Source organism: Bosea sp. 29B, assembly GCF_902506165.1.
GTDB lineage: Bacteria > Pseudomonadota > Alphaproteobacteria > Rhizobiales > Beijerinckiaceae > Allobosea.
This window is the reverse complement of record NZ_LR733817.1, coordinates 5319160-5338689: the sequence shown is the minus strand read 5'-3', so window position 1 is coordinate 5338689 and position 19530 is coordinate 5319160. Positions and strand designations below refer to the sequence as shown.

The following is a 19530-nucleotide window of genomic DNA, read 5'->3' as shown; positions in this document are numbered from 1 at the left end:
TCACGGCAATCATAGGCGTGCGATTGAACCTATCAAAACAACTGATTTGATACCGCATCGAATCGGGGGAACCGAATCGCTCCCACCGTGTTCGAAGCCAAAATGCGGGAGGACATCATGAACAGCCTTGTTGCTGCGTCGGCGCTGTTCCTGGCCGGCGGCCTGTCTGCGGTGACCATGGGGGCCGCGCCCCTGCAGGGCGTTCTCAACGACTTCTTCTGGGCGGGCCTGGCGCTATCGGGCTTCCTCGCCATTGTGGGGCTGGAAGCGGCGAGCTGACGCTTCTTCTTCCAATATCCAAGTCTCCTTCTGACTTCGTCGCGCAGTCGATGCTGTGTCGCGCGCGCCGAGGTTCTCGCGTGGCCCGCTCCGGGCATCTTTACGCCGCCCTTATGCTCCCGCCTGCCCTTCCGGCTCGACCGCTTAGCGGGGGCGGTACCACATCTCCGGCCTGAAACCAGGCTGGAGATCCGTCATGGCCGATATCGTCTTTCTCGCGCTCGGAGCCGGGGCCTTCGCGCTCTTCGGCTGGTACGCAGCGCTGCTGCGCAAGGTCTGACGCCATGGGGCTGACCTTGCTCTATGCCGCTGCTGCCCTCGGGCTCGCGGTCTACATGGTCGCCGCGCTGCTGCGCCCCGACCGCTTCTGAACCAACGACAAAAAGGAGACCTCGCATGGACTGGCGGGGCTGGGCTGAGATCGTCTTCACGATCGCGCTGACGGTAGCCGTGGGCTGGCCGCTCGGCATCTACATGGCGCGCGTCTGGGCGCGCGAGACAACGCCGCTCGACCTGGTGCTGAAACCGGTCGAAGCCGGGTTCTATGCCGCGCTCGGCATCGACCGGAACAAGGGGCAGAACTGGCTCGGCTATGCCGGCGCCGTCCTCGCCTTCAGCGCGGCCGGCTTCGTGCTGCTCTATGCGATGCTGCGGCTGCAGGGGTTCCTGCCGCTGAACCCGCAGGGCTTCGACGGCGTCTCGCCGCATCTCGCCTTCAACACCGCCGTCAGCTTCGTCACCAACACGAACTGGCAGTCTTATGGTGGCGAGACGACGCTGAGCAGCCTCAGCCAGATGGCGGGCCTGACCGTGCAGAACTTCGTCTCGGCCGGCGCCGGCCTGGCTATCGCTGCCGCCGTTGCGCGTGCCTTCGCCGCCGATCGCGGCGAGACGCTCGGCAATTTCTGGGTCGATCTGACCCGTTCCGTCCTTTACGTGCTGCTGCCGGTCTCGATCGTCACCGCGCTTGCGCTCGTCGCTGCCGGCGTGCCGCAGAGCCTGCTCGCCAACATCACCGCCAAGACGCTCGAAGGCGCCGACCAGATCATCGCGCTCTTCCCGGTCGCCAGCCAGGAGGCGATCAAGCAGTGGGGCACCAATGGCGGTGGTCTGTTCAACGTCAATTCGGCGCACCCGCTCGAGAACCCGACGCCGCTGACCAACCTGATCGAGGTCGTCTCGCTGAACGCGCTCGCCTTCGGCACCGTCATCGCCTTCGGGCGAGTCGCCGGCGCCCGCAAGGAGGCGCGTGCGTTGCTCGCCGCGATGGTGATCCTCGTCGGTCTCGGCGCCGCCGCGATTTACTCCTCCGAGACGCTGACGCCGCAGCCAGCCATGGTCGCCGCGGGCATTACCGACGCGCCTGCCAACATGGAAGGCAAGGAGGTGCGTTTCGGCGCGGCCGCCTCGTCGATCTGGGCTGCCCAGACCACCGGTGCGTCGAACGGCTCGGTCAATTCGATGCACGGCTCGTTCATGCCGCTCGGCGGCGGCGTCGCGATGTTCCTGATGCAGCTTGGCGAGATCCTGCCGGGCGGCGTCGGCTCCGGCCTCTACGGCATGGTGGTGATGGCGCTGCTTGCGGTCTTCGTCGCCGGCTTGATGGTCGGGCGCACCCCGGAATATCTCGGCAAGAAGGTCGAGAGCCGAGAGATCAAGTTCGCCATGCTGGCGGTGCTGATCCTGCCGCTCGCTATTCTCGGCTTCTCGGCGGTGTCCGCCGTGCTGCCGGTCGCGCTCGAAGGTTTGCTCAACAAGGGTCCACGCGGTCTCTCCGAGATCCTCTACGCCTATTCCTCGGCGGCGGGAAACAACGGTTCGGCCTTCGCCGGTCTCACCGCCAACGCCCCCTGGTGGAACACGACGCTTGGCATTGCCATGCTGCTCGGGCGCTTCGCCTACATGGTCCCGGTGATCGCCATGGCCGGCGCCATCGCCGCCAAGCCGAAGCTCGCCCCCACCGCCGGCACCTTGCCGAGCGATAGCCCGCTCTTCGTCGGCCTGCTCATCGGCATCATCCTGATCCTGGGTGGCCTGCAATTCTTCCCCGCGCTCGCGCTCGGGCCGATCGTCGAGCACTTCCAGGTGCTTGCGGCTATTCGCTGAGCCGACAAAGGAACTCGTTAGATGAGTGTCTCGCTCGCCAAATCCAGCGCCTTCAGCCAGGCCGTCGTGCTGACGGCCCTGAAGAGCGCTTTCAACAAGCTGGACCCGCGTGAGCTGGCCGGCAACCCGGTCATCCTCGCGACCGAGGTGGTGGCTGCGCTCGCCACCGTCTCGGCTGTCGTCGCCATAGCCAACGGCCAGCCGGCTGCCTTCCCGATCCAGATTGCGATCTGGCTCTGGCTGACCGTGGTCTTCGCCAATTTCGCCGAGGCGATCGCCGAGGGGCGCGGCAAGGCGGCGGCGGATTCGCTGCGCGCCACCCGCGTCACCACCAAGGCCAAGCTGATCATCGATGCCGAGCGCAATGCGATGATCCCGACGCCGGCTCACGAACTCGCCCCTGATGACATCGTCCTGGTCGAGGCCGGCGACGTCATCCCTGCCGATGGCGAGATCATCGAGGGCGTCGCCTCGGTCAACGAGGCTGCGATCACCGGTGAATCCGCGCCGGTGATCCGCGAAAGCGGCGGTGATCGCTCGGCCGTCACCGGCGGCACCACGGTCGTCTCCGACTGGATTAAGGTCCGCGTGACCTCACGGCCGGGCTCTTCCTTCCTCGATCGCATGATCGCAATGGTCGAGGGCGCCGACCGCCGCAAGACCCCGAACGAGCTGGCGCTCGCCGTGCTGCTCGCCGGCCTCACCCTGGTCTTCCTGATCGCGGTCGTCACCCTGACCGGGTTAGGGACCTTCTCCGGCGTCTCGCTCGACCCGATGGTTTTGGGCGCGCTCTTCGTCACGCTGATCCCGACCACGATCGGCGGCCTGCTCAGCGCCGTTGGTATCGCCGGAATGGACCGCTTGCTCAAGGTCAATGTGCTCGCGACCTCGGGCCGTGCGGTCGAGGCCGCCGGCGACGTCGATACGCTGCTGCTCGACAAGACCGGCACGATCACCTTCGGCAACCGCATGGCGGTCGAGGTGATCCCGGTCCCGGGCGTGCGCCCAGACGCGGCGCTGCGCGCGGCACTGATGGCCTCGCTTGCCGACGAGACGCCGGAAGGCCGCTCGATCGTCGAGCTCGCCCGCAATCAGGGCGTCACGGCCGAGGTTCCGGCGGGAGCGACCACGATCCCGTTCAGCGCCACCACCCGCCAGTCGGGTCTGGATCTCGATGGCAAGGACTCCAGCAAGATGTCTTGGCGCAAGGGCGCGGTCGACGCGGTGATCAAGACGCTCGATCTCGCCGAGAGCCAGGTGCCGGCGGAACTGCGCCAGGCGGTCGACGGCATTGCCCGCTCGGGTGGCACGCCGCTCGCCGTCAGCGAAAACGGCGCGCTGGTCGGCGTGATCCATCTCAAGGACGTCGTGAAGCCGGGCGTCAAGGAGCGCTTTGCCGATCTCCGCCGTATGGGCGTGCGCACGGTGATGATCACCGGCGACAACCCCGTCACCGCGGCGGCGATCGCCTCGGAGGCCGGTGTCGACGACTTCCTCGCCGAGGCGACGCCGGAGGACAAGCTGCGGATCATCCGCACCGAGCAGGCCAAGGGCCGCCTCGTCGCCATGTGCGGCGACGGCGCCAACGACGCCCCTGCTTTGGCGCAGGCCGATGTCGGCGTCGCCATGCAGACCGGTGCGCAGGCGGCGCGCGAGGCCGGCAACATGGTCGATCTCGACAGCGACCCGACCAAGGTCCTGGAGATCGTTGAGGTCGGCAAGCAATTGCTGATCACCCGCGGTGCGCTCACCACCTTCTCGATCGCCAACGACGTTGCGAAGTATTTCGCCATCATCCCGGCGCTCTTTGTCGTCTCGCTGCCGGCTCTGGGTGCGCTCAACATCATGGGTCTGTCGAGCCCGCAGAGCGCCATCCTCTCGGCGGTGATCTTCAATGCGCTGGTCATCGTCGCGCTGATCCCGCTCGCCCTGAAGGGCGTGCGCTATCGGGCAATTGGCGCGGCCAAGCTGCTCTCGCGCAACCTCACCCTCTACGGCATCGGCGGGATCATCGCGCCCTTCATCGGCATCAAGCTGATCGATCTCGCCATCGCCGCCCTCAAGCTCGTCTGACGGCCTGACAGGAGAGCCGTATCATGATTGCCAATCTTCGCCCCGCCATCGTCTCGATGGCCCTCTTCACCGCCCTGCTCGGCCTCGCCTACCCGTTGGGCGTCACCGGGCTGGCGCAGGCGCTGTTCCCGGTGCAGGCCGGCGGCTCGCTGATCCGCAATGCCTCCGGCGAGATCGTCGGCTCGCGCTGGATCGGGCAGAACTTCAAGGACGAGGCCCATCTGCGGCCCCGCCCCTCGGCTGCCGGCAAGGACGGCTATGATGCCTCGGGCTCGTCGGGTTCCAATCTCGGGCCGCTGAACGAGGATCTTGCCGCCCGCCTCAAGACCGATGCCGAGGCTCTGCGCACCGAGAGCAAGGCGCCGATCCCGGTCGATGCCGTCACCACCTCGGCCTCGGGTCTCGACCCGCATGTCTCGCCGGCCAATGCGGCGCGGCAGGTTCCCCGGATCGCCGCGGCCCGCAAGGTTCCGGCGGCCGAGGTCCAGGCGGTGATAGCCGCCAACACCGAGGGCTCGACCTTCGGCCTGCTCGGCGAGCCGCGCGTCAATGTGCTCGCCGTCAATTTGGCACTCGACGCGCGCTGGCCGCGCGCTCAACGTTAGGTTCGATGGCAACAGACGAATCCCAGTTCCGTGAGGCAGGGCGGCCCGACCCCGACGCCCTGCTGGCTTCAGCCGGCCGCGGCAAGCGTGGCCGGCTGAAGATCTTTCTCGGCATGGCGCCGGGCGTCGGCAAGACCTACGAGATGCTGACGCAAGGTCGGCGCGCCCAGAAGGAGCATGGCGAGGTGCTCGTCGGCGTGGTCGAGACGCATGGTCGGCGCGAGACGGAAGACCTGCTCGACGGGCTCGAGGTGATGGCGCGCCGGCCGCTCGAGCACCGCGGCCGGCTGATGATGGAGTTCGATCTCGACGCGGCCCTCGCGCTGAAGCCGAGGCTGCTGCTGGTCGACGAGTACGCTCACTCCAACGCCCCCGGCAGCCGCCATCCCAAGCGCTGGCAGGACGTCGAGGAATTGCTGCAGGCCGGCATCGACGTCTGGACGACCCTCAACGTCCAGCATCTCGAAAGCCTGGTCGACGTGGTCTGGAAGATCACTGGCGTGCGCCAGCGCGAGACGGTGCCGGACAGCGCGCTCAGCGGCGCCGACGAGATCGAGCTGATCGACATCACGCCGACCGAACTCCGCCAGCGCATGGAGGAAGGCAAGGTCTACGTTCCCGAGACGGCGCGGCTCGCGGCGGGCAATTTCTTCAAGCCGGAGAACCTGACGGCGCTGCGCGAATTGGCGCTGCGGCGCGCGGCCCAGACGGTCGACGACCAGCTTAGCCAAGCGATGAAACGCGCTGGCGTTGAGGGGCCCTGGGCGGCGGGCGAGCGCATCCTGGTGCTGATCGGCCCGGACGCCATGGCGGGGTCGCTGGTCCGGGCCGGGCGGCGCCTCTCCGACATGATGATGGATGCGCCGTGGACGGTCGCCTATGTCGAGCGGCCCAGTGGCTCGGAACCGGATGCCGGTCGGGGCGCCCACCTCGCGGAAGCGCTGAAGCTGGCCGAACAGCTCGGCGGCGCCGGCGTGGTGCTGAACGGGGACGATCTGGTCGGCACAGTGCTCGACTATGCCAGGCGCAACAACGTCACCCAGATTGTCGTCGGTAAATCGCATCGCAAGGGCTGGCGCGGCTGGTTCCATCGCTCGCTCGCGCCGGAATTGCTGAAGGCGCAGAATGGTGCGGCGCTGCACATCATCACCGAGGTGACGAGCGGTCCGGTTCAGCCTGCGAGCCCGAACATGTCGCCCGCCGGCTTCAGCTGGCTCGCCCATCTCGGCGCGATCGCCATGGTCGGGGTGGTGATCGGTCTCGCCGAGCTGATCGACAAGCGGGTCGAGAACGTCAATCTCGCCATGCTGTTCATGGTCAGCGTGCTCGGCGCCGGCCTTGCCTTCGGGCTCTGGCCGGCTGTGACGGCGGCGGCGCTCGCGGCCTTTGCCTACAACTTCTTCTTTCTGGAGCCGCGCCTGTCCTTCTGGATCGGCCACCCGGCGGATGTCCTGACCTTCCTCGTCTTCTTCGCAGTGGCGCTGACCACCGGTGGCCTGACCGGGCGCATCCGCGACCAGGCCAAGGCAACGGCGCGGCGTGCTTCGGCGATCACCGCTCTGCTCGCCGCCAGCCGCCGGCTGTCGGCGGCGGCGCGGCGGGAGGACGTCGCCTCGATCCTGGCCGAACAGGTCTCGGCCGCGACCTCCGGCAAGGTCGTGGTGCTGCTGCCGGTCAATGGCGAGATCGCCCCGGCGGCCGGTGCGCCCGAGCTCGAAGCGCTCTCGACCGCCGATATGACCGCCGCACGCTGGACCTGGAACCGCGGCGAACCGGCCGGGGCGGGCACCGGCACCTTGCCGAATGCGGCCTGGACCTTCCGGCCGTTGCAGGGCGTGCGGGCCCGCTCCGGCGTGGTCGGCTTCGAGCCAAAAGCGCTCGCGACGGCGGAGAGCGAGCGTTTCGCCCTGGCGCTGCTCGACCAGGGCGCGATCGCGATCGAGCGGGCTGAGCTTGCCGCCGCCGCCGTCGACGCCGAGGCGCTGCGTCGTAGCGATCGCCTGCGCTCGGCGCTGCTCAACTCGGTCAGCCATGATCTGCGCACACCGCTCGCCACCGTGCTCGGCTCGGCGACGACGCTGATCGATTTTGGCGAGGGCATGCGGCCCGCCGTGCGCGACGATCTCCTGCTCTCGATCCGCGAGGAGGCCGAGCGCCTGAACCGCTATGTCGGCGACCTGCTCGACATGACCAGGCTCGAAGGCGGGGCGCTGGTGGCGCGGCGCGACTGGATCGATGTCCGCGACGTGATCGCATCGGCGCTTTCGCGCATTTCGCGCCGGCTCGGCCAACGCCGGGTCCAGCGCGACTTCCCGGCCGAGCTCTCGCTCGTCAGGGCCGATTCCGGCCTGCTCGAACAGGTGCTGGTCAATATCCTCGAAAACGCCATCGCCTACAGCGAAGACGGCGCCCTGATCGAGGCGGCCGCCTATGAGGATCGGGGCAATGTCGTGATCTCGATCGAGGACGAGGGCCGCGGCATCCCGACTGCCGAACTGGAGCGCGTCTTCGAGAAGTTCCGGCGGCTGGAGGAATCGATCGATCGCGGCGGCGAGCGCGGCAAGGGGGCAGGCCTCGGCCTCGCCATCGCCAAAGGCTTCGTCGAGGCTATGGGAGGCCGCATCGCCGCCGCCAGCCCGATCCATGACCGTCCCGACGGCAGCAAGGGCGGCACCCGTATCCTGATCAGCCTGCGCAAGGACGTCGCGGGCGGAGAGCCCAAATCATGACCGCCTTTCGCCCGCGCATCCTCGTCATCGACGACGAGCCGCAGATCCATCGCTTCCTCGGTCCGGCGCTCGACGCTGCCGGCTATGAGCCGATCCGCGCCGACGATGCCGCCACCGGCCTGCGCGAGATCGCCCGCAAGCCGCCGGATGCCGTCGTGCTCGATCTTGGCCTGCCCGACATGGACGGCAAGGAGGCGCTCGCCAAGGCACGCGCCTTCTATGACGGACCGGTGATCATCCTCTCGGCCCGCGACCGCGAGACCGAGAAGATCGACGCGCTCGACGCCGGCGCCGACGACTATGTCGAAAAACCCTTCGGCGTCGGCGAGTTGCTGGCGCGCCTGCGCGTCGCGCTGCGCCATCGCCTCGAACGCCAGGGCTCGGAGCCGGCCTTGCAGGTCGGCGATGTCGAGATCGATCTGGTCAATCGCCGGATCAACAAGGGCGGCACGGCGGTGAAGCTCTCGCCCAAGGAATACGACCTGTTCGCCTGCCTGGCCCAGGGCAATGGCCGGGTGCTGACCCACAAGCAGATCCTCACTGCGGTCTGGGGCCCGGCGCATGAGCACGATGTGCAGTATCTGCGCGTCTTCGTCGGCCAGCTCCGGCAGAAGCTCGAGGACGATCCGGCAGAGCCGAAGCTGATCGAGACGGAGCCGGGCGTGGGCTATCGGCTGGGGGGATTGGTCTGAGGCCGGCCATTCCACTGTCGTCTTGTCGCGACAGGATCAGGGCTCTACCGTTCAGGCCGCGATTTCAGGCGAGGCGACGATGCGGGTTGCGATCCTGGGCATGCTGCTTGGTGTTGCCGCGATGGGCGAAGCTGCGGCCGAATGGAAGCCGAGCATCTTCGACGGCGAGAGCAAGCGGGCGATCCAGGGCTGCTCCGCGACAATGACCGACGATGCTTGGTCCTGCGCCTTCATCCGCTGCGAGGCGAACAAGAGCCTAGGCCTCTATCTCGATATCCCCGGCGTGCTCTCGGAGGGACCAATCACGCTCGCGATCGATGGCCGTGATTTCCAGCTCGCGCTGCAGTCGACAGGAGGACCGTTCGGCGATGCCTATCGAGTCGCCGGCGCTGACGCCGAGATGTTCGCAGCCTTCCCCACCGGCCGTTCGCTGCGTATCCGCCAGGAGGGCATCAAGAAGGGCTATGACTCCATCCCGCTCGCTGGCATCGGCCCGGCATTGCGCAGACTGAGCCAATCCTGCGGGCAGCGGTGACGGTTCCGCAGGAGAAAATGCTTCCCCGGATTTCGACAGCCGAGCAGCCGTGAAGACAGATTTCCTCTTTTGGAACGGGAATAAGAAAAATCACACTACCTGACGTGAATTGATGCTCGAAGGCCTGTGCCTTATGTAAAACGTTCGGAATAGCGAACGTAGCGAGCATCATTCATGGCTGCCGCCAAGCGCCCTGCCCTGCCGGTGATCCTGCTGGCCAACGACCTGCTCGACGGCGATGTCGTCTTCGCGGCGGGCGATGCTAATGGCCTGCACTGGTCGCGCGATCCCGGCGCGGCGCTGGTCGGCGATGACGATGCGACCGCCGACCGGCTCGACGCCTTCGCCGCCGCCGAGCTCGGCAATCAGCATGTCGTCGACGCCTATCTCGTCGACGTCGCGATCGAGGACGGCGTGCCCGTGCCGCGCCATTACCGCGAGCGCATGAAGACGACCGGCCCCAGCATCCGGCGCGACCTCGGCAAGCAGGCCGAATTGCCGCTCGCCCAAGCATTCCTGAGAGCCTGACGCATGTATCGTTACGACGAATTCGACGAACGCTTTGTCCGCGAACGGGTCGCCCAGTTCCGCGACCAGGTCGGGCGCCGGCTCAGCGGTTCGCTGACCGAGGACGAGTTCAAGCCGCTGCGCCTGAAGAACGGTGTCTACCTGCAGCTCCACGCCTATATGCTGCGGATCGCAGTGCCCTATGGCACGCTGTCGTCGAAGCAGATGCGCCAGCTCGCGCTGATCGGCGAGCGCTATGACCGCGGCTACGGCCATTTCACCACGCGCACCAATCTCCAGTTCAACTGGCCGAAGCTGCGCGACATCCCGGATATTCTGGGTCTGCTCGCCGATGTCGAGATGCATGCGATCCAGACCTCGGGCAATTGCATCCGCAACGTCACCGCCGACCATTTCGCCGGTGTCGCCCAGGACGAGGTCGAGGATCCGCGCCCGACCGCCGAGCTGATCCGGCAGTGGTCGAGCCTGCATCCCGAGTTCGACTATCTGCCGCGCAAGTTCAAGATCGCGGTGACCGGCGCCGAGCACGACCGCGCCGTGATCAAGGCACACGATATCGGCCTGCGCATCCTGCGCCATCCCGACACGCACGCGATCGGCTACGAGGTCATCGTCGGCGGCGGCCTCGGCCGCAGCCCGATGATCGGCAAGGTCGTGCGCGAGTTCCTGCCCAAGGCCGATCTGCTCGCCTATCTCGAGGCGATCATGCGGGTCTACAATCTCGAGGGCCGGCGCGACAACAAGTACAAGGCCAGGGTCAAGATCCTCGTCCACGAGATCGGCACCGAGGAATTCTCGCGCCGCGTCGAGGAGGAGTTCGCCCGGCTCGACGGTCCCTCGGTCAATGCCGACCCGGCTGAGGTGGCGCGAATCGCCGCCTACTTCGCGCCGCCGGCCTATGAGACGCTGCCGGCGACCAGCGGCGCCTTCGAGGCGGCCAGGGCCGGCAATCCCGATTTCGCCCGCTGGGTCGAGACCAATCTCACGCCGCATCGCCAGCCGGGCTATGCCGCGCTGACGATCTCGCTGAAGCCGATCGGCGCGCCTCCGGGCGATGCCACCAGCGAGCAGATGCGCGTCGTCGCCGATCTCGCCGACGAATTCTCCCTGTCGGAGATCCGGGTCACTCACGCACAGAACCTCGTCCTGCCGCATGTGAAGCTGTCGGATCTGTTCGCGGTCTGGCAGCGCCTCGGCGAAGCCGAGCTGGCGACCGCCAATGCCGGGCTGATCACCGATATCATCGCCTGCCCCGGCCTCGATTATTGCGCCCTGGCGACGGCCCGCTCGATCCCGATTGCGCAGGCGCTGGCGCAGCGTTTCGCCGATCCCGTCCGGCAGAAGGAGATCGGTGTGCTCAACATCAAGATCTCCGGCTGCATCAATGCCTGCGGCCACCACCATGTTGGCCATATCGGCATTCTCGGCCTCGAGAAGCGCGGCATCGAATCCTACCAGATCACGCTCGGCGGCGACGCCACCGAGAACGCCGCGATCGGCGAGATCCTCGGCCCCGGCCTCGCGGCCGAGGACGTGCCCGACGCGATCGAGCGCATCGTCTCGGTCTACCTGGCGCAGCGCCAGGCCGGCGAGAGCTTCATCGACAATGTCCGCCGCATCGGCCTTGCGCCGTTCAAGGCGGCTTTCCAGGACAACAACCGAGAGGTCAGCCATGCCGTTGCTTGATCGTCACGGCGCCAAGGCCGAGATCTGGACGCGCAGTGAAGGTGCGGCGATCGACAATATCTCGCATGCGCTCGTTGACTGGGCGGCGCTGCCGGAGGCGTTGGCGCAGAAGACGCGCGATCAGCGCATCGGTGTCGTCATCCCCAACACGGTCCGCATTCCCGAGCTGAAGCTGCTGATGCGCCAGCTCTCGCTGATCGCGATCAGCTTCCCCTCCTTCGGCGACGGGCGCGGCTTCAGCCTGGCGCGGCTCATCCGCAATCACGGCTTCACCGGCACGCTGCGCGCCAGCGGGCCGTTGATCGTCGACCAGTTCGCCTATGCCCTCGCCTGCGGCTTCGACGAGGTCGAGCTGCCTGAGGCGAGCGCCGCGCGCCAGCCGGTCGAGCAATGGGTCAACGCCCTCGGCCAGATCAGCCATGGCTACCAGCGCGGCTATGGCGACAGCGGCAACATTCTCGACCGGCGCCGTTCGGCCCGGCTGAAACATGCCGCGGCGGGCTGAGACGATGCACGGTTCGGCCCAATCCAGCCTGCGGCGGCCGGCCGATCGCCATAGCGACGATGAATGGGAGGAAGCCATGCTGACCGACATCGACCGTGCCATCAGCCAGTCCGCTCCCGCTCCGCGCGAGCGCTGGTTCGATCTTTGCTTCCGGCTTATCATCCTGGTGCTTGCCGGTCTGTGGCTGTTCATGCCACCTGCGGGCGACAGCCAGACGCAACCCGATGTGAAGGCCGCAGCGACGCAACGATGAGCGCAAGACGCCCGGAGACAATTGCCCCGCGCCGGATCGACCGGCTCGCCACCTTGCCGCTCTTCCACAAGCTGGAAGGACGCAAGATCGTGCTCGCGGGCGCGAGCGAGGGGGCGCTCTGGAAGGCTGAACTGCTCGCCGCCGCTGGCAGTGAGCTGCTGATTCTCGCCAGTGACAATCCGGAGCTCTTTGCCGGGCTCGCGAACGATCCGCCAGCCGGTTCGGTGACGGTGCTGCCGCGCACCTGGCAGGCTGATGATCTTGATGGCGCGGCGCTCGCCATTGCCGACATCGAGTCCCTCGACGAAGCCAAGGCCTTTGCCGCTGCCGCCCGGCAGAGTGGCGTGCCGGTGAATGTCGTCGACAAGCCCGAATTTTGCGATTTCGCTTTCGGCTCGCTGGTCAACCGCTCGCCGCTCGTGATCGCGATCTCAACCGATGGCGCTGCTCCCGTCTTCGGCCAGGCGATTCGTGCCAAGATCGAGGCGCTTCTTCCTGCGGGCCTCAAGGCCTGGGCCCAGGCGGCGCATGACTGGCGCCCGATGGTCAAGGCGCGCGAGCTTGCCTTTCCGCTGCGCCGCGACTTCTGGGAGCGTTTCACCAGCCGCGCCCTGGCCGAGCCGCAGCGCCGGCCTGACGAGAGCGATCGGGAAAGCCTGTCAACTGCGCTCGACGAGATCGAGCGCGCCGGCACGCCGAACGGCCGCGTCACCCTGGTCGGCGCCGGCCCCGGCGATCCGGAATTGCTGACGCTGAAGGCGATCAGGGCGCTGCAGAGCGCCGACATCATCCTCTATGACGATCTCGTCTCGGCCGGCGTGCTCGAACTCGCCCGCCGCGAGGCCAAGCGCATGCTGGTCGGCAAGCAGGGCTATGGTCCGGCGGTGAAGCAGGACGACATCAATGCGATGCTCGTTTCGCTCGCCGGTCAGGGCAAGCATGTGGTCCGGCTGAAGGGCGGCGATCCCGGCATCTTCGGCCGCGCCGGCGAGGAGATCGAAGCCTGCCAGCGTGCCGGCATCCTGGTCGCGATCGTGCCCGGCATCTCGGCGGCGCAGGGCGCGGCCGCTTCGCTCGGCCTCTCGCTCACCCATCGCGACCATGCCCGACGGCTGCAATTCGTCACGGGCCATGCCCGTGACGGCAAGCTGCCGCAGGATCTCGACTGGAAGGCGCTCGCCGACCCCGCCGCGACCACGGCGCTTTATATGGCGCGCGCCACCCTGCCCCTGTTCCGTGAGAAGGCGCTCGCCGCCGGGCTCGATCCGGCGACCCCGGCGATCGCCGTGCTCGGCGCCACGACCCCGGCGGAAACGCGGATCGCCAGCACGATCACACTGCTACCCGAGCAGCTCGGCGAGTTGCCGAGCAAGGGTCCTGTCCTCGTCTTGATCGGCCATGCGATGGGGGCTGCGCTTCCGGCCGCAGCCGGTGTAAAATCGGCTCAGGGCTGAAATGAACCAAACCGCCGGAGACGCGTTTTCTCTCTGGCGCGAAAAGTTTGGAAGGGCTCTACTGCCCCCGCTAGTTGAGCGATGACCGCCAATTCAGTACGTTCTGTTTGTTTTTCAGAACAGTTTTTTGAGCCGTTTACGCGGTTTTCTGAACTGTCCGACACGGAGCACTGAGATGACGCGACAGAGACTTCACCGCTTGCTGCAAGCCGGTTTGGCGCTCGGAGCCTTCGCCGTCTGCTTCGGCGTGATCAGCGGTGCACGCGCGCAGACCGAGCTGCTCAACGTCTCCTATGATCCGACCCGTGAGCTCTATCGCGAGATCAACGCGGCCTTCATCGCCGACTGGAACGGCAAGAACGCCAAGAAGATCAGCACGATCCGGCAGTCGCATGGCGGCTCGGGTGCGCAGGCCCGCACCGTGATCGACGGCCTCAATGCCGACGTACTCACGCTGGCGCTCGCCGGCGACATCGACGCCGTCGCCGAGCGCTCGAAGAAGCTGCCGCTCGACTGGCAGAAGCGCCTGCCGCAGAACTCCTCGCCCTACACCTCGACCATCGTCTTCTTGGTCCGCAAGGGCAATCCGAAGGCGATCAAGGACTGGGGCGACCTGGTGAAGCCCGGCGTGCAGATCATCACGCCGAACCCGAAGACCTCGGGCGGCGCGCGCTGGAACTACCTCGCCGCCTGGGCCTATGCCGAGAAAGCCTTCAACAAGGACGAGGTCAAGGTCCGCGACTATATCGGCAAGCTGCTGGCCAATGTCCCGGTGCTCGACACCGGCGCGCGCGGCGCGACCACGACCTTCACCCAGCGCGGCATCGGCGACGTCTTCCTGTCCTGGGAGAACGAGGCCTTCCTGGCGCTGAAGGAATTCGGCGAGGACAAGTTCGACGTCGTCGTGCCCTCGCTCTCGATCCTGGCCGAGCCGCCGGTCGCGATCGTCGACGGCAATGTCGACACCAAGGGCACCCGCGCCGAGGCGCAGGCCTATCTCGAATTCCTCTACACGCCGAAGGGCCAGGCGATCATCGCCAAGAACTACTACCGCCCGCGCAATCCGGAAGCTGCCGATCCCAAGGACATCGCCCGCTTCCCGAAGGTCGAACTCGTCACCATCGACGAGAGCTTCGGCGGCTGGGCCAAGGCGCAGCCCACCCATTTCGGTGACGGCGGCACTTTCGACCAGCTCTACAAGCCGGCGCGCTGAGCCATGACGGCGACAGTTTCCCGCTGGCGCGAGCCCAGCATCCTGCCAGGCTTCGGCCTGGCGCTGGGCATCACCGTGACGGCGCTGTCGCTGATCGTGCTCATCCCCCTCGCCGCGCTCTTCATCAAGGCGGCGAGCGCTGGTCCGGCCGACATCTGGGCGGTGGCGACCTCGCCGCGCACGCTGGCGGCGCTGAAGCTGTCTTTCTTCGGGGCCTTCTTCGCCGCGACGGTGAATGCCGTCTTCGGGCTGATCCTGGCCTGGGTGCTCGTCCGATATGATTTTCCGGGCAGGCGCCTGATTGATGCGGCGGTCGACCTGCCCTTCGCTTTGCCGACGGCCGTTGCCGGTATCGCGCTCGCCGCGATCTATGCGCCCAATGGCTGGGTCGGCAGCCTGCTGGCGCCCTACAACATCAAGGTTGCCTATACGCCGCTCGGCGTGATGGTGGCGCTGATCTTCATCGGCCTGCCCTTCGTCGTGCGCACGATCCAGCCGGTGCTGGAGGAACTGCCGGCCGATATTGAGGAGGCCGCGGCGCTGCTGGGCGCCAGCCGCTGGCGCACCGTCTTCACCGTGCTGCTGCCGCCGGTGCTGCCGGCCCTGCTGACCGGCTTCGTCCTCGCCTTCGCGCGGGCCGTCGGCGAATACGGCTCGGTGATCTTCATCGCTGGCAATGTGCCGATGGTCTCCGAGATCGCCCCGCTCCTGATCGTGATCCGGCTGGAGCAGTTCGACTATGCCGGGGCGGCCGTCGTCGCGACCATCATGCTCCTGCTCTCCTTCTCGCTGATCTTGCTGGTCAACCTGATCCAGGCGCGCGCGCGCCGGAGGTTCGGCGATGTCTGACGCCAGCCTGCCCTATCAGATCGAGGACCTCGCGCCCGCCCGCGCCGCGCGGCGCGTCAAGGGCGAATCCCGCATCGTCCAGGTCGTGCTGGTCGCGGTTTCACTCATCTTCCTTTGCCTCTTCCTGTTCCTGCCGCTGATCTCGGTCTTCGTCGAGGCCGGGGCGCGTGGCTGGCACGCCTATCGCGAGGCGATCCTCGAGCCCGACGCGTTGGCGGCAATCCGGCTGACTCTGCTCGTCGCCGCGATCGCGGTGCCGTTCAACGTGATCATCGGCCTGGCGGCCGCCTGGGCGATCGCCAAGTTCGAGTTCCGCGGAAAGAGCCTGCTGATCAGCTTCATCGACCTGCCCTTCTCGGTCTCGCCGGTGATCTCGGGCCTGGTCTTCGTCCTGCTCTTCGGCGCGCAGGGCTATTTCGGTCCCTGGCTCGCGGCGCATGACCTCAAGATCATCTTCGCCGTGCCGGGCATCCTGCTGGCGACGATCTTCGTCACCTTCCCCTTCGTCGCGCGCGAGCTGATCCCGCATATGCAGTCGCTCGGCTCGGCCGACGAGGAGACGGCGCTGACGCTCGGCGCCTCGCCCTGGCGCACCTTCTTCACGGTGACGTTGCCGAACGTGAAATGGAGCCTGTTCTATGGCGTGCTGCTCTGCAATGCCCGCGCCATGGGCGAGTTCGGCGCCGTCGCCGTCGTCTCCGGCAAGATCCGCGGCGTGACCACGACCATGCCGCTGCATGTCGAGATCCTCTACAACGAGTACATGGGCGCCGCCGCCTTTGCCGTCGCCTCGCTGCTGGCAGGCCTCGCCCTCGTCACGCTCGTCCTGAAAACCGTCCTGGAATGGCATTTCGCCGACGCGATCGCCGCCAGCCGTCGTCACTGAGTGGAAGAGCCCATGTCGGTCGCAGTCACCATCGAAAGCGTCGAGAAACGCTTCCAGAACTTCCCCGCTCTGCGCGGCGTCTCGCTCGACATCCAGCCGGGCGAGCTCGTCGCGCTGCTTGGCCCCTCCGGGTCGGGCAAGACGACGCTGCTGCGCGTCATCGCCGGGCTGGAGCAGGCCGAGCGCGGCCGCGTGCTCTTCGGCGAGACCGATACGCGCGAACTGTCGTTGCGCGAGCGCCGGATCGGCTTCGTCTTCCAGCACTATGCTCTGTTCAAGACGATGAGCGTCGGCGAGAACATCGCTTTCGGCCTGAAGTCACGTCCGCGCGCCGAGCGGCCGACTCCTGCCGAGATCAAGAAGCGCGTCTCCGATCTCCTGGAGCTCATCCAGCTGCCCGGCCTCGAGCAGCGCTATCCGAGCCAGCTCTCCGGCGGCCAGCGCCAGCGCATCGCGCTCGCCCGCGCGCTGGCGATCGAGCCGCGCGTGCTCCTGCTCGACGAGCCCTTCGGTGCGCTCGACGCCAAGGTCCGCAAGGACCTGCGCGCCTGGCTGCGCCAGCTTCACCAGCGCACCGGCCATACCACCGTCTTCGTCACGCACGACCAGGAAGAAGCGCTGGAGCTCGCCGACCGGGTCGCGATCCTGCATGACGGCCGGCTCGAGCAGGTCGGCTCGCCCGACGACGTCTATGACCATCCGGCGACGCCCTTCGTCTGCCAGTTCCTCGGCGACGCCAACCATCTGCCGGTCAAGGTCGTCGGCAGCCAGGCCTTCTTCCAGGACCGGCCGGTGCTCGGAGGCCTGCGCCAGAACCAGGGCGGGCCGGCCTCGCTCTTCGTCCGGCCGCAGCATCTGCGCATCGTCGATGATGCGCCGCTCGCCCTGCCGGGCGTGGTCGAACATCTGCGCCGCAACGGGCCGTTGCGCCGGGCCGAGGTCGCCGTCGAAGGGCTGCCGAAACGGCTCGACGTCGATCTCGCCAGCCAGGTCGCGCCGGCGATCGGCGAGCGCATTCGCTTACGCATCACGCATGGCAACTTGTTCGCTGCGGCCTAAGGCCACCCTCGCCTCATCGTCTCGGGCACGTTATCCCTCAGGCAAAGCGAACCGGAGGAGAGTGCGATGAAGGCGCGGGCGAAATGGGTCGAAGGCATGGCCTTCATGGGCGAGGCCGGCAGCGGCCATGCCGTGATCATGGACGGTGCACCTGAATATGGCGGCCGCAATATCGGCATCCGGCCGATGGAGATGCTGCTGATCGGGCTCGCCGGCTGCACCGGCTTCGACGTCGTCCAGATTCTCAAGAAGGGCCGCGAGGCGGTGACGGGCTGCGAGGTCGAGGTCGAGGCCGAGCGCGCGACCGAGGACCCCAAGGTCTTCACCAAGATCCACATCGCCTATCGCGTCAGCGGTCGTGGCCTGTCGCAAGCCAAGGCCGAGCGCGCCGTCACATTGTCGAAGGAAAAGTACTGTTCCGCTTCGATCATGCTGGGGGCGACCGCCGAGATGACCACTTCGCTGGTGGTCATCGACGAACTGCAACAGGAGGCCGCTGAATGACGGATATCCCGACCTCGGGGCTGGTATCCCCCGAAGTCCTGGCCGGAGCGCTGGGCTCGACCGATCTCGTCATCATCGACATTCGCGCCGCTGCCGAGGGCGGGCGCCAGGCCTTCGAGGCTGGCCATATCCCCGGTGCCGTGCATAGCGACTACGCCGCCGACGGCTGGCGCGCCAAGGTCGGCAATGCGCCCGGCATGCTGCCGCCGCTCGACCATCTCGCCGAGCTGGCGGGCCGGCTCGGCGTGACGCCGCCGAGCAAGGTCGTGATCGTGCCGGCCGGGCTCACCGCCAGCGATCTTGCCGCCGCGACGCGTGTCTACTGGACGTTGAAGCTGATCGGCCACGGCCAGCAGGCGATCCTGGATGGCGGTTTCAAGGGCTGGCAGACCTCGCTCGGCCTGCCAGTCGAGACCGGGTCGTCCAAGCCGGCCTCCGCCTCGCCCTACCCGGTCGTGGTGCAACAGAAGCTGCGCAGTACCGCCGACGCCACCCTCGTCGCCTCGCGCAGCAAGCTGGCGACGCTCGTCGACGCTCGCTCGGACAGCTATTTCGAGGGCAAGGAAAAGGCGGCCGAGGCCACCCGCCCCGGGCACATTCCCGGCGCCGTCTCGCGCGATTATGCGGGGGCTTTCGACCCTTCGACCGGGCGGTTCAAGCCGGCTGGCGATCTCGCAGCCCTCTTTGGGCCGGTGCCGAAAGGGCCGGTGATCTCCTACTGCAACACCGGCCACACCGCTTCGCTCAACTGGTTCGTGATGTCGGAGCTGCTCGAGCGCGAGGAGGTCTCGCTCTACGATGGCTCGATGACCGACTGGACGCAGGACCCGGAACGGCCGGTAGAGACGGCCGGCTGATCACGCCCCCGAGCCAAACGGCAGGGCGCATGCCCTGCGCGGCCCTTCAGGCCAGCCGCAATGGCGGCCGCCGCGAAATCCGATAGACCGCTGCCGGTGGCAGGTTGCGCAAGGTCGAGCCGATCCGCGTCGCCTTCAGGCCGAGGCGCGAGAGGATCGCCTCGGGTATCGGGCAGCGCGTGGTGTAGGTGAACTGGTAGAACGAGCCGCCCGGCCGCATATAGCCGAAGGCGCCCCTCAGGATGGCGATGACCTTGCGCGGTGGCATCGACAGCACCGGCATGCCGCTGATCACCGCGCCGACAACCGGGCCGGCGAACAGCTTGGCCTCGCGCAGGCAGGCAGCATCCATCCAGCGCACCCTTGCCGCCGGGAAGCGCATCTCCAGCAATCGTGCGAAATCCGAGCCGAACTCGACCAAGGTGAGGTCGCTCTCGGCGATGCCGCGGGCGATCAGGGCGCGCGTGAAGGAGCCGGTGCCGGCCCCGAGCTCGAGTACCGGCCCTGTCGCCGGCGTGATCTCCTGCGTGATCAGCTCTGCGAGGGCAGTGCTCGACGGGGTGATGGCCGCGACGCGTAGCGGCGCCTCCAGCCAGGCGCGAAAGAAGGACCAGGCGTCGGAGCGCATCCGGCTTGTGGCCTCGCTCGGTGTCGGATCGGCGGCATTGGACAGGGATCTGGGTGGCATTGCAGGCGATCTCGCAATCGGATGACAGG

The 19530-nt window shown here is 67.3% G+C and carries 19 protein-coding genes; 18 read left to right on the top strand and 1 reads right to left on the bottom strand.

Annotated elements, in window-relative coordinates; genetic code table 11:
* Positions 1-117: 117 nt before the first annotated feature.
* The 18 genes from GV161_RS25840 to GV161_RS25750 all read left to right on the top strand — a co-directional run bounded on the left by GV161_RS25840 (position 118) and on the right by GV161_RS25750 (position 18813).
* Complete coding sequence (locus GV161_RS25840) at positions 118-279, top strand: hypothetical protein (protein WP_159650421.1); 162 nt, start codon at positions 118-120, stop codon at positions 277-279.
* Between the two features lie 396 nt (positions 280-675).
* Complete coding sequence (kdpA, locus tag GV161_RS25830; RefSeq protein WP_152014741.1) at positions 676-2385, top strand: potassium-transporting ATPase subunit KdpA; 1710 nt, start codon at positions 676-678, stop codon at positions 2383-2385.
* A 21-nt stretch (positions 2386-2406) separates the two neighbouring features.
* Positions 2407-4458, top strand: coding sequence for a potassium-transporting ATPase subunit KdpB (kdpB, locus tag GV161_RS25825; protein ID WP_152014740.1), 2052 nt, complete (start codon positions 2407-2409; stop codon positions 4456-4458).
* A 23-nt stretch (positions 4459-4481) separates the two neighbouring features.
* On the top strand, positions 4482-5063 hold the full coding sequence (kdpC, locus tag GV161_RS25820; protein WP_152014739.1) for a potassium-transporting ATPase subunit KdpC: 582 nt from the start codon (positions 4482-4484) through the stop codon (positions 5061-5063).
* Positions 5064-5068: 5 nt separating this feature from the next.
* Positions 5069-7792: a sensor histidine kinase KdpD gene (locus tag GV161_RS25815; protein ID WP_152014738.1), complete on the top strand. Its 2724-nt coding sequence runs from the start codon at positions 5069-5071 to the stop codon at positions 7790-7792.
* Complete coding sequence (locus GV161_RS25810) at positions 7789-8484, top strand: winged helix-turn-helix domain-containing protein (protein ID WP_152014737.1); 696 nt, start codon at positions 7789-7791, stop codon at positions 8482-8484. The genes GV161_RS25815 and GV161_RS25810 overlap by 4 nt, the downstream gene beginning before the upstream one ends.
* Before the next feature lie 79 nt (positions 8485-8563).
* Entirely contained in the window at positions 8564-9019 is a 456-nt protein-coding gene (locus GV161_RS25805) for a hypothetical protein (protein ID WP_152014736.1), read from the top strand.
* 174 nt (positions 9020-9193) lie between these two features.
* Positions 9194-9547 (top strand): DUF2849 domain-containing protein, encoded by a 354-nt coding sequence (locus GV161_RS25800; RefSeq protein ID WP_129155456.1) that lies wholly within the window; start codon positions 9194-9196, stop codon positions 9545-9547.
* A 3-nt stretch (positions 9548-9550) separates the two neighbouring features.
* Positions 9551-11233: a nitrite/sulfite reductase gene (locus GV161_RS25795; protein ID WP_152014735.1), complete on the top strand. Its 1683-nt coding sequence runs from the start codon at positions 9551-9553 to the stop codon at positions 11231-11233.
* Positions 11220-11738: a DUF934 domain-containing protein gene (locus tag GV161_RS25790; RefSeq protein WP_152014734.1), complete on the top strand. Its 519-nt coding sequence runs from the start codon at positions 11220-11222 to the stop codon at positions 11736-11738. Before GV161_RS25795 ends, GV161_RS25790 begins: the two co-directional genes overlap by 14 nt.
* 76 nt (positions 11739-11814) lie before the next feature.
* Complete coding sequence (locus tag GV161_RS25785; RefSeq protein ID WP_159650419.1) at positions 11815-11991, top strand: hypothetical protein; 177 nt, start codon at positions 11815-11817, stop codon at positions 11989-11991.
* Positions 11988-13445 carry a siroheme synthase CysG gene (cysG, locus tag GV161_RS25780; RefSeq protein WP_152014733.1) on the top strand — a complete coding sequence of 486 codons (1458 nt, stop codon included), beginning with the start codon at positions 11988-11990 and terminating at the stop codon, positions 13443-13445. The genes GV161_RS25785 and cysG overlap by 4 nt, the downstream gene beginning before the upstream one ends.
* A 175-nt stretch (positions 13446-13620) precedes the next feature.
* Positions 13621-14658, top strand: coding sequence for a sulfate ABC transporter substrate-binding protein (locus tag GV161_RS25775; protein ID WP_152014732.1), 1038 nt, complete (start codon positions 13621-13623; stop codon positions 14656-14658).
* A gap of 3 nt (positions 14659-14661) precedes the next feature.
* Positions 14662-15507 (top strand): sulfate ABC transporter permease subunit CysT, encoded by an 846-nt coding sequence (gene cysT, locus GV161_RS25770; RefSeq protein WP_152014731.1) that lies wholly within the window; start codon positions 14662-14664, stop codon positions 15505-15507.
* Positions 15500-16393, top strand: coding sequence for a sulfate ABC transporter permease subunit CysW (gene cysW, locus GV161_RS25765; RefSeq protein WP_152014730.1), 894 nt, complete (start codon positions 15500-15502; stop codon positions 16391-16393). The genes cysT and cysW overlap by 8 nt, the downstream gene beginning before the upstream one ends.
* Positions 16394-16405: 12 nt before the next feature.
* Entirely contained in the window at positions 16406-17452 is a 1047-nt protein-coding gene (locus GV161_RS25760) for a sulfate/molybdate ABC transporter ATP-binding protein (RefSeq protein WP_152014729.1), read from the top strand.
* Positions 17453-17518: 66 nt separating this feature from the next.
* Positions 17519-17956 (top strand): OsmC family protein, encoded by a 438-nt coding sequence (locus GV161_RS25755; RefSeq protein ID WP_152014728.1) that lies wholly within the window; start codon positions 17519-17521, stop codon positions 17954-17956.
* A complete protein-coding gene (locus GV161_RS25750; RefSeq protein WP_152014727.1) occupies positions 17953-18813 on the top strand; it encodes a sulfurtransferase in 861 nt (286 codons plus the stop codon). Before GV161_RS25755 ends, GV161_RS25750 begins: the two co-directional genes overlap by 4 nt.
* Before the next feature lie 46 nt (positions 18814-18859).
* Here the strand turns inward: GV161_RS25750 and GV161_RS25745 are convergent, their stop codons facing one another.
* The gene (locus tag GV161_RS25745; RefSeq protein WP_152014970.1) at positions 18860-19441 is read right to left on the bottom strand and encodes a methyltransferase domain-containing protein; all 582 of its coding nucleotides are present in this window, start codon (positions 19439-19441) and stop codon (positions 18860-18862) included.
* Positions 19442-19530 lie beyond the last annotated feature (89 nt).

Bases quoted from the DNA above. Each gene is read 5' to 3' on its own strand.
- GV161_RS25750 (WP_152014727.1), top strand. From the start codon at position 17,953: ATGACGGATATCCCGACCTCGGGGCTGGTATCCCCCGAAGTCCTGGCC.
- GV161_RS25760 (WP_152014729.1), top strand. From the start codon at position 16,406: ATGTCGGTCGCAGTCACCATCGAAAGCGTCGAGAAACGCTTCCAGAAC.
- GV161_RS25790 (WP_152014734.1), top strand. From the start codon at position 11,220: ATGCCGTTGCTTGATCGTCACGGCGCCAAGGCCGAGATCTGGACGCGC.
- GV161_RS25785 (WP_159650419.1), top strand. From the start codon at position 11,815: ATGCTGACCGACATCGACCGTGCCATCAGCCAGTCCGCTCCCGCTCCG.
- kdpC (WP_152014739.1), top strand. From the start codon at position 4,482: ATGATTGCCAATCTTCGCCCCGCCATCGTCTCGATGGCCCTCTTCACC.
- kdpA (WP_152014741.1), top strand. From the start codon at position 676: ATGGACTGGCGGGGCTGGGCTGAGATCGTCTTCACGATCGCGCTGACG.
- cysT (WP_152014731.1), top strand. From the start codon at position 14,662: ATGACGGCGACAGTTTCCCGCTGGCGCGAGCCCAGCATCCTGCCAGGC.
- GV161_RS25775 (WP_152014732.1), top strand. From the start codon at position 13,621: ATGACGCGACAGAGACTTCACCGCTTGCTGCAAGCCGGTTTGGCGCTC.
- GV161_RS25755 (WP_152014728.1), top strand. From the start codon at position 17,519: ATGAAGGCGCGGGCGAAATGGGTCGAAGGCATGGCCTTCATGGGCGAG.
- GV161_RS25745 (WP_152014970.1), bottom strand. From the start codon at position 19,441: ATGCGCTCCGACGCCTGGTCCTTCTTTCGCGCCTGGCTGGAGGCGCCG.
- kdpB (WP_152014740.1), top strand. From the start codon at position 2,407: ATGAGTGTCTCGCTCGCCAAATCCAGCGCCTTCAGCCAGGCCGTCGTG.
- GV161_RS25810 (WP_152014737.1), top strand. From the start codon at position 7,789: ATGACCGCCTTTCGCCCGCGCATCCTCGTCATCGACGACGAGCCGCAG.
- GV161_RS25815 (WP_152014738.1), top strand. From the start codon at position 5,069: ATGGCAACAGACGAATCCCAGTTCCGTGAGGCAGGGCGGCCCGACCCC.
- GV161_RS25800 (WP_129155456.1), top strand. From the start codon at position 9,194: ATGGCTGCCGCCAAGCGCCCTGCCCTGCCGGTGATCCTGCTGGCCAAC.
- cysW (WP_152014730.1), top strand. From the start codon at position 15,500: ATGTCTGACGCCAGCCTGCCCTATCAGATCGAGGACCTCGCGCCCGCC.
- GV161_RS25840 (WP_159650421.1), top strand. From the start codon at position 118: ATGAACAGCCTTGTTGCTGCGTCGGCGCTGTTCCTGGCCGGCGGCCTG.
- cysG (WP_152014733.1), top strand. From the start codon at position 11,988: ATGAGCGCAAGACGCCCGGAGACAATTGCCCCGCGCCGGATCGACCGG.
- GV161_RS25795 (WP_152014735.1), top strand. From the start codon at position 9,551: ATGTATCGTTACGACGAATTCGACGAACGCTTTGTCCGCGAACGGGTC.
- GV161_RS25805 (WP_152014736.1), top strand. From the start codon at position 8,564: ATGCGGGTTGCGATCCTGGGCATGCTGCTTGGTGTTGCCGCGATGGGC.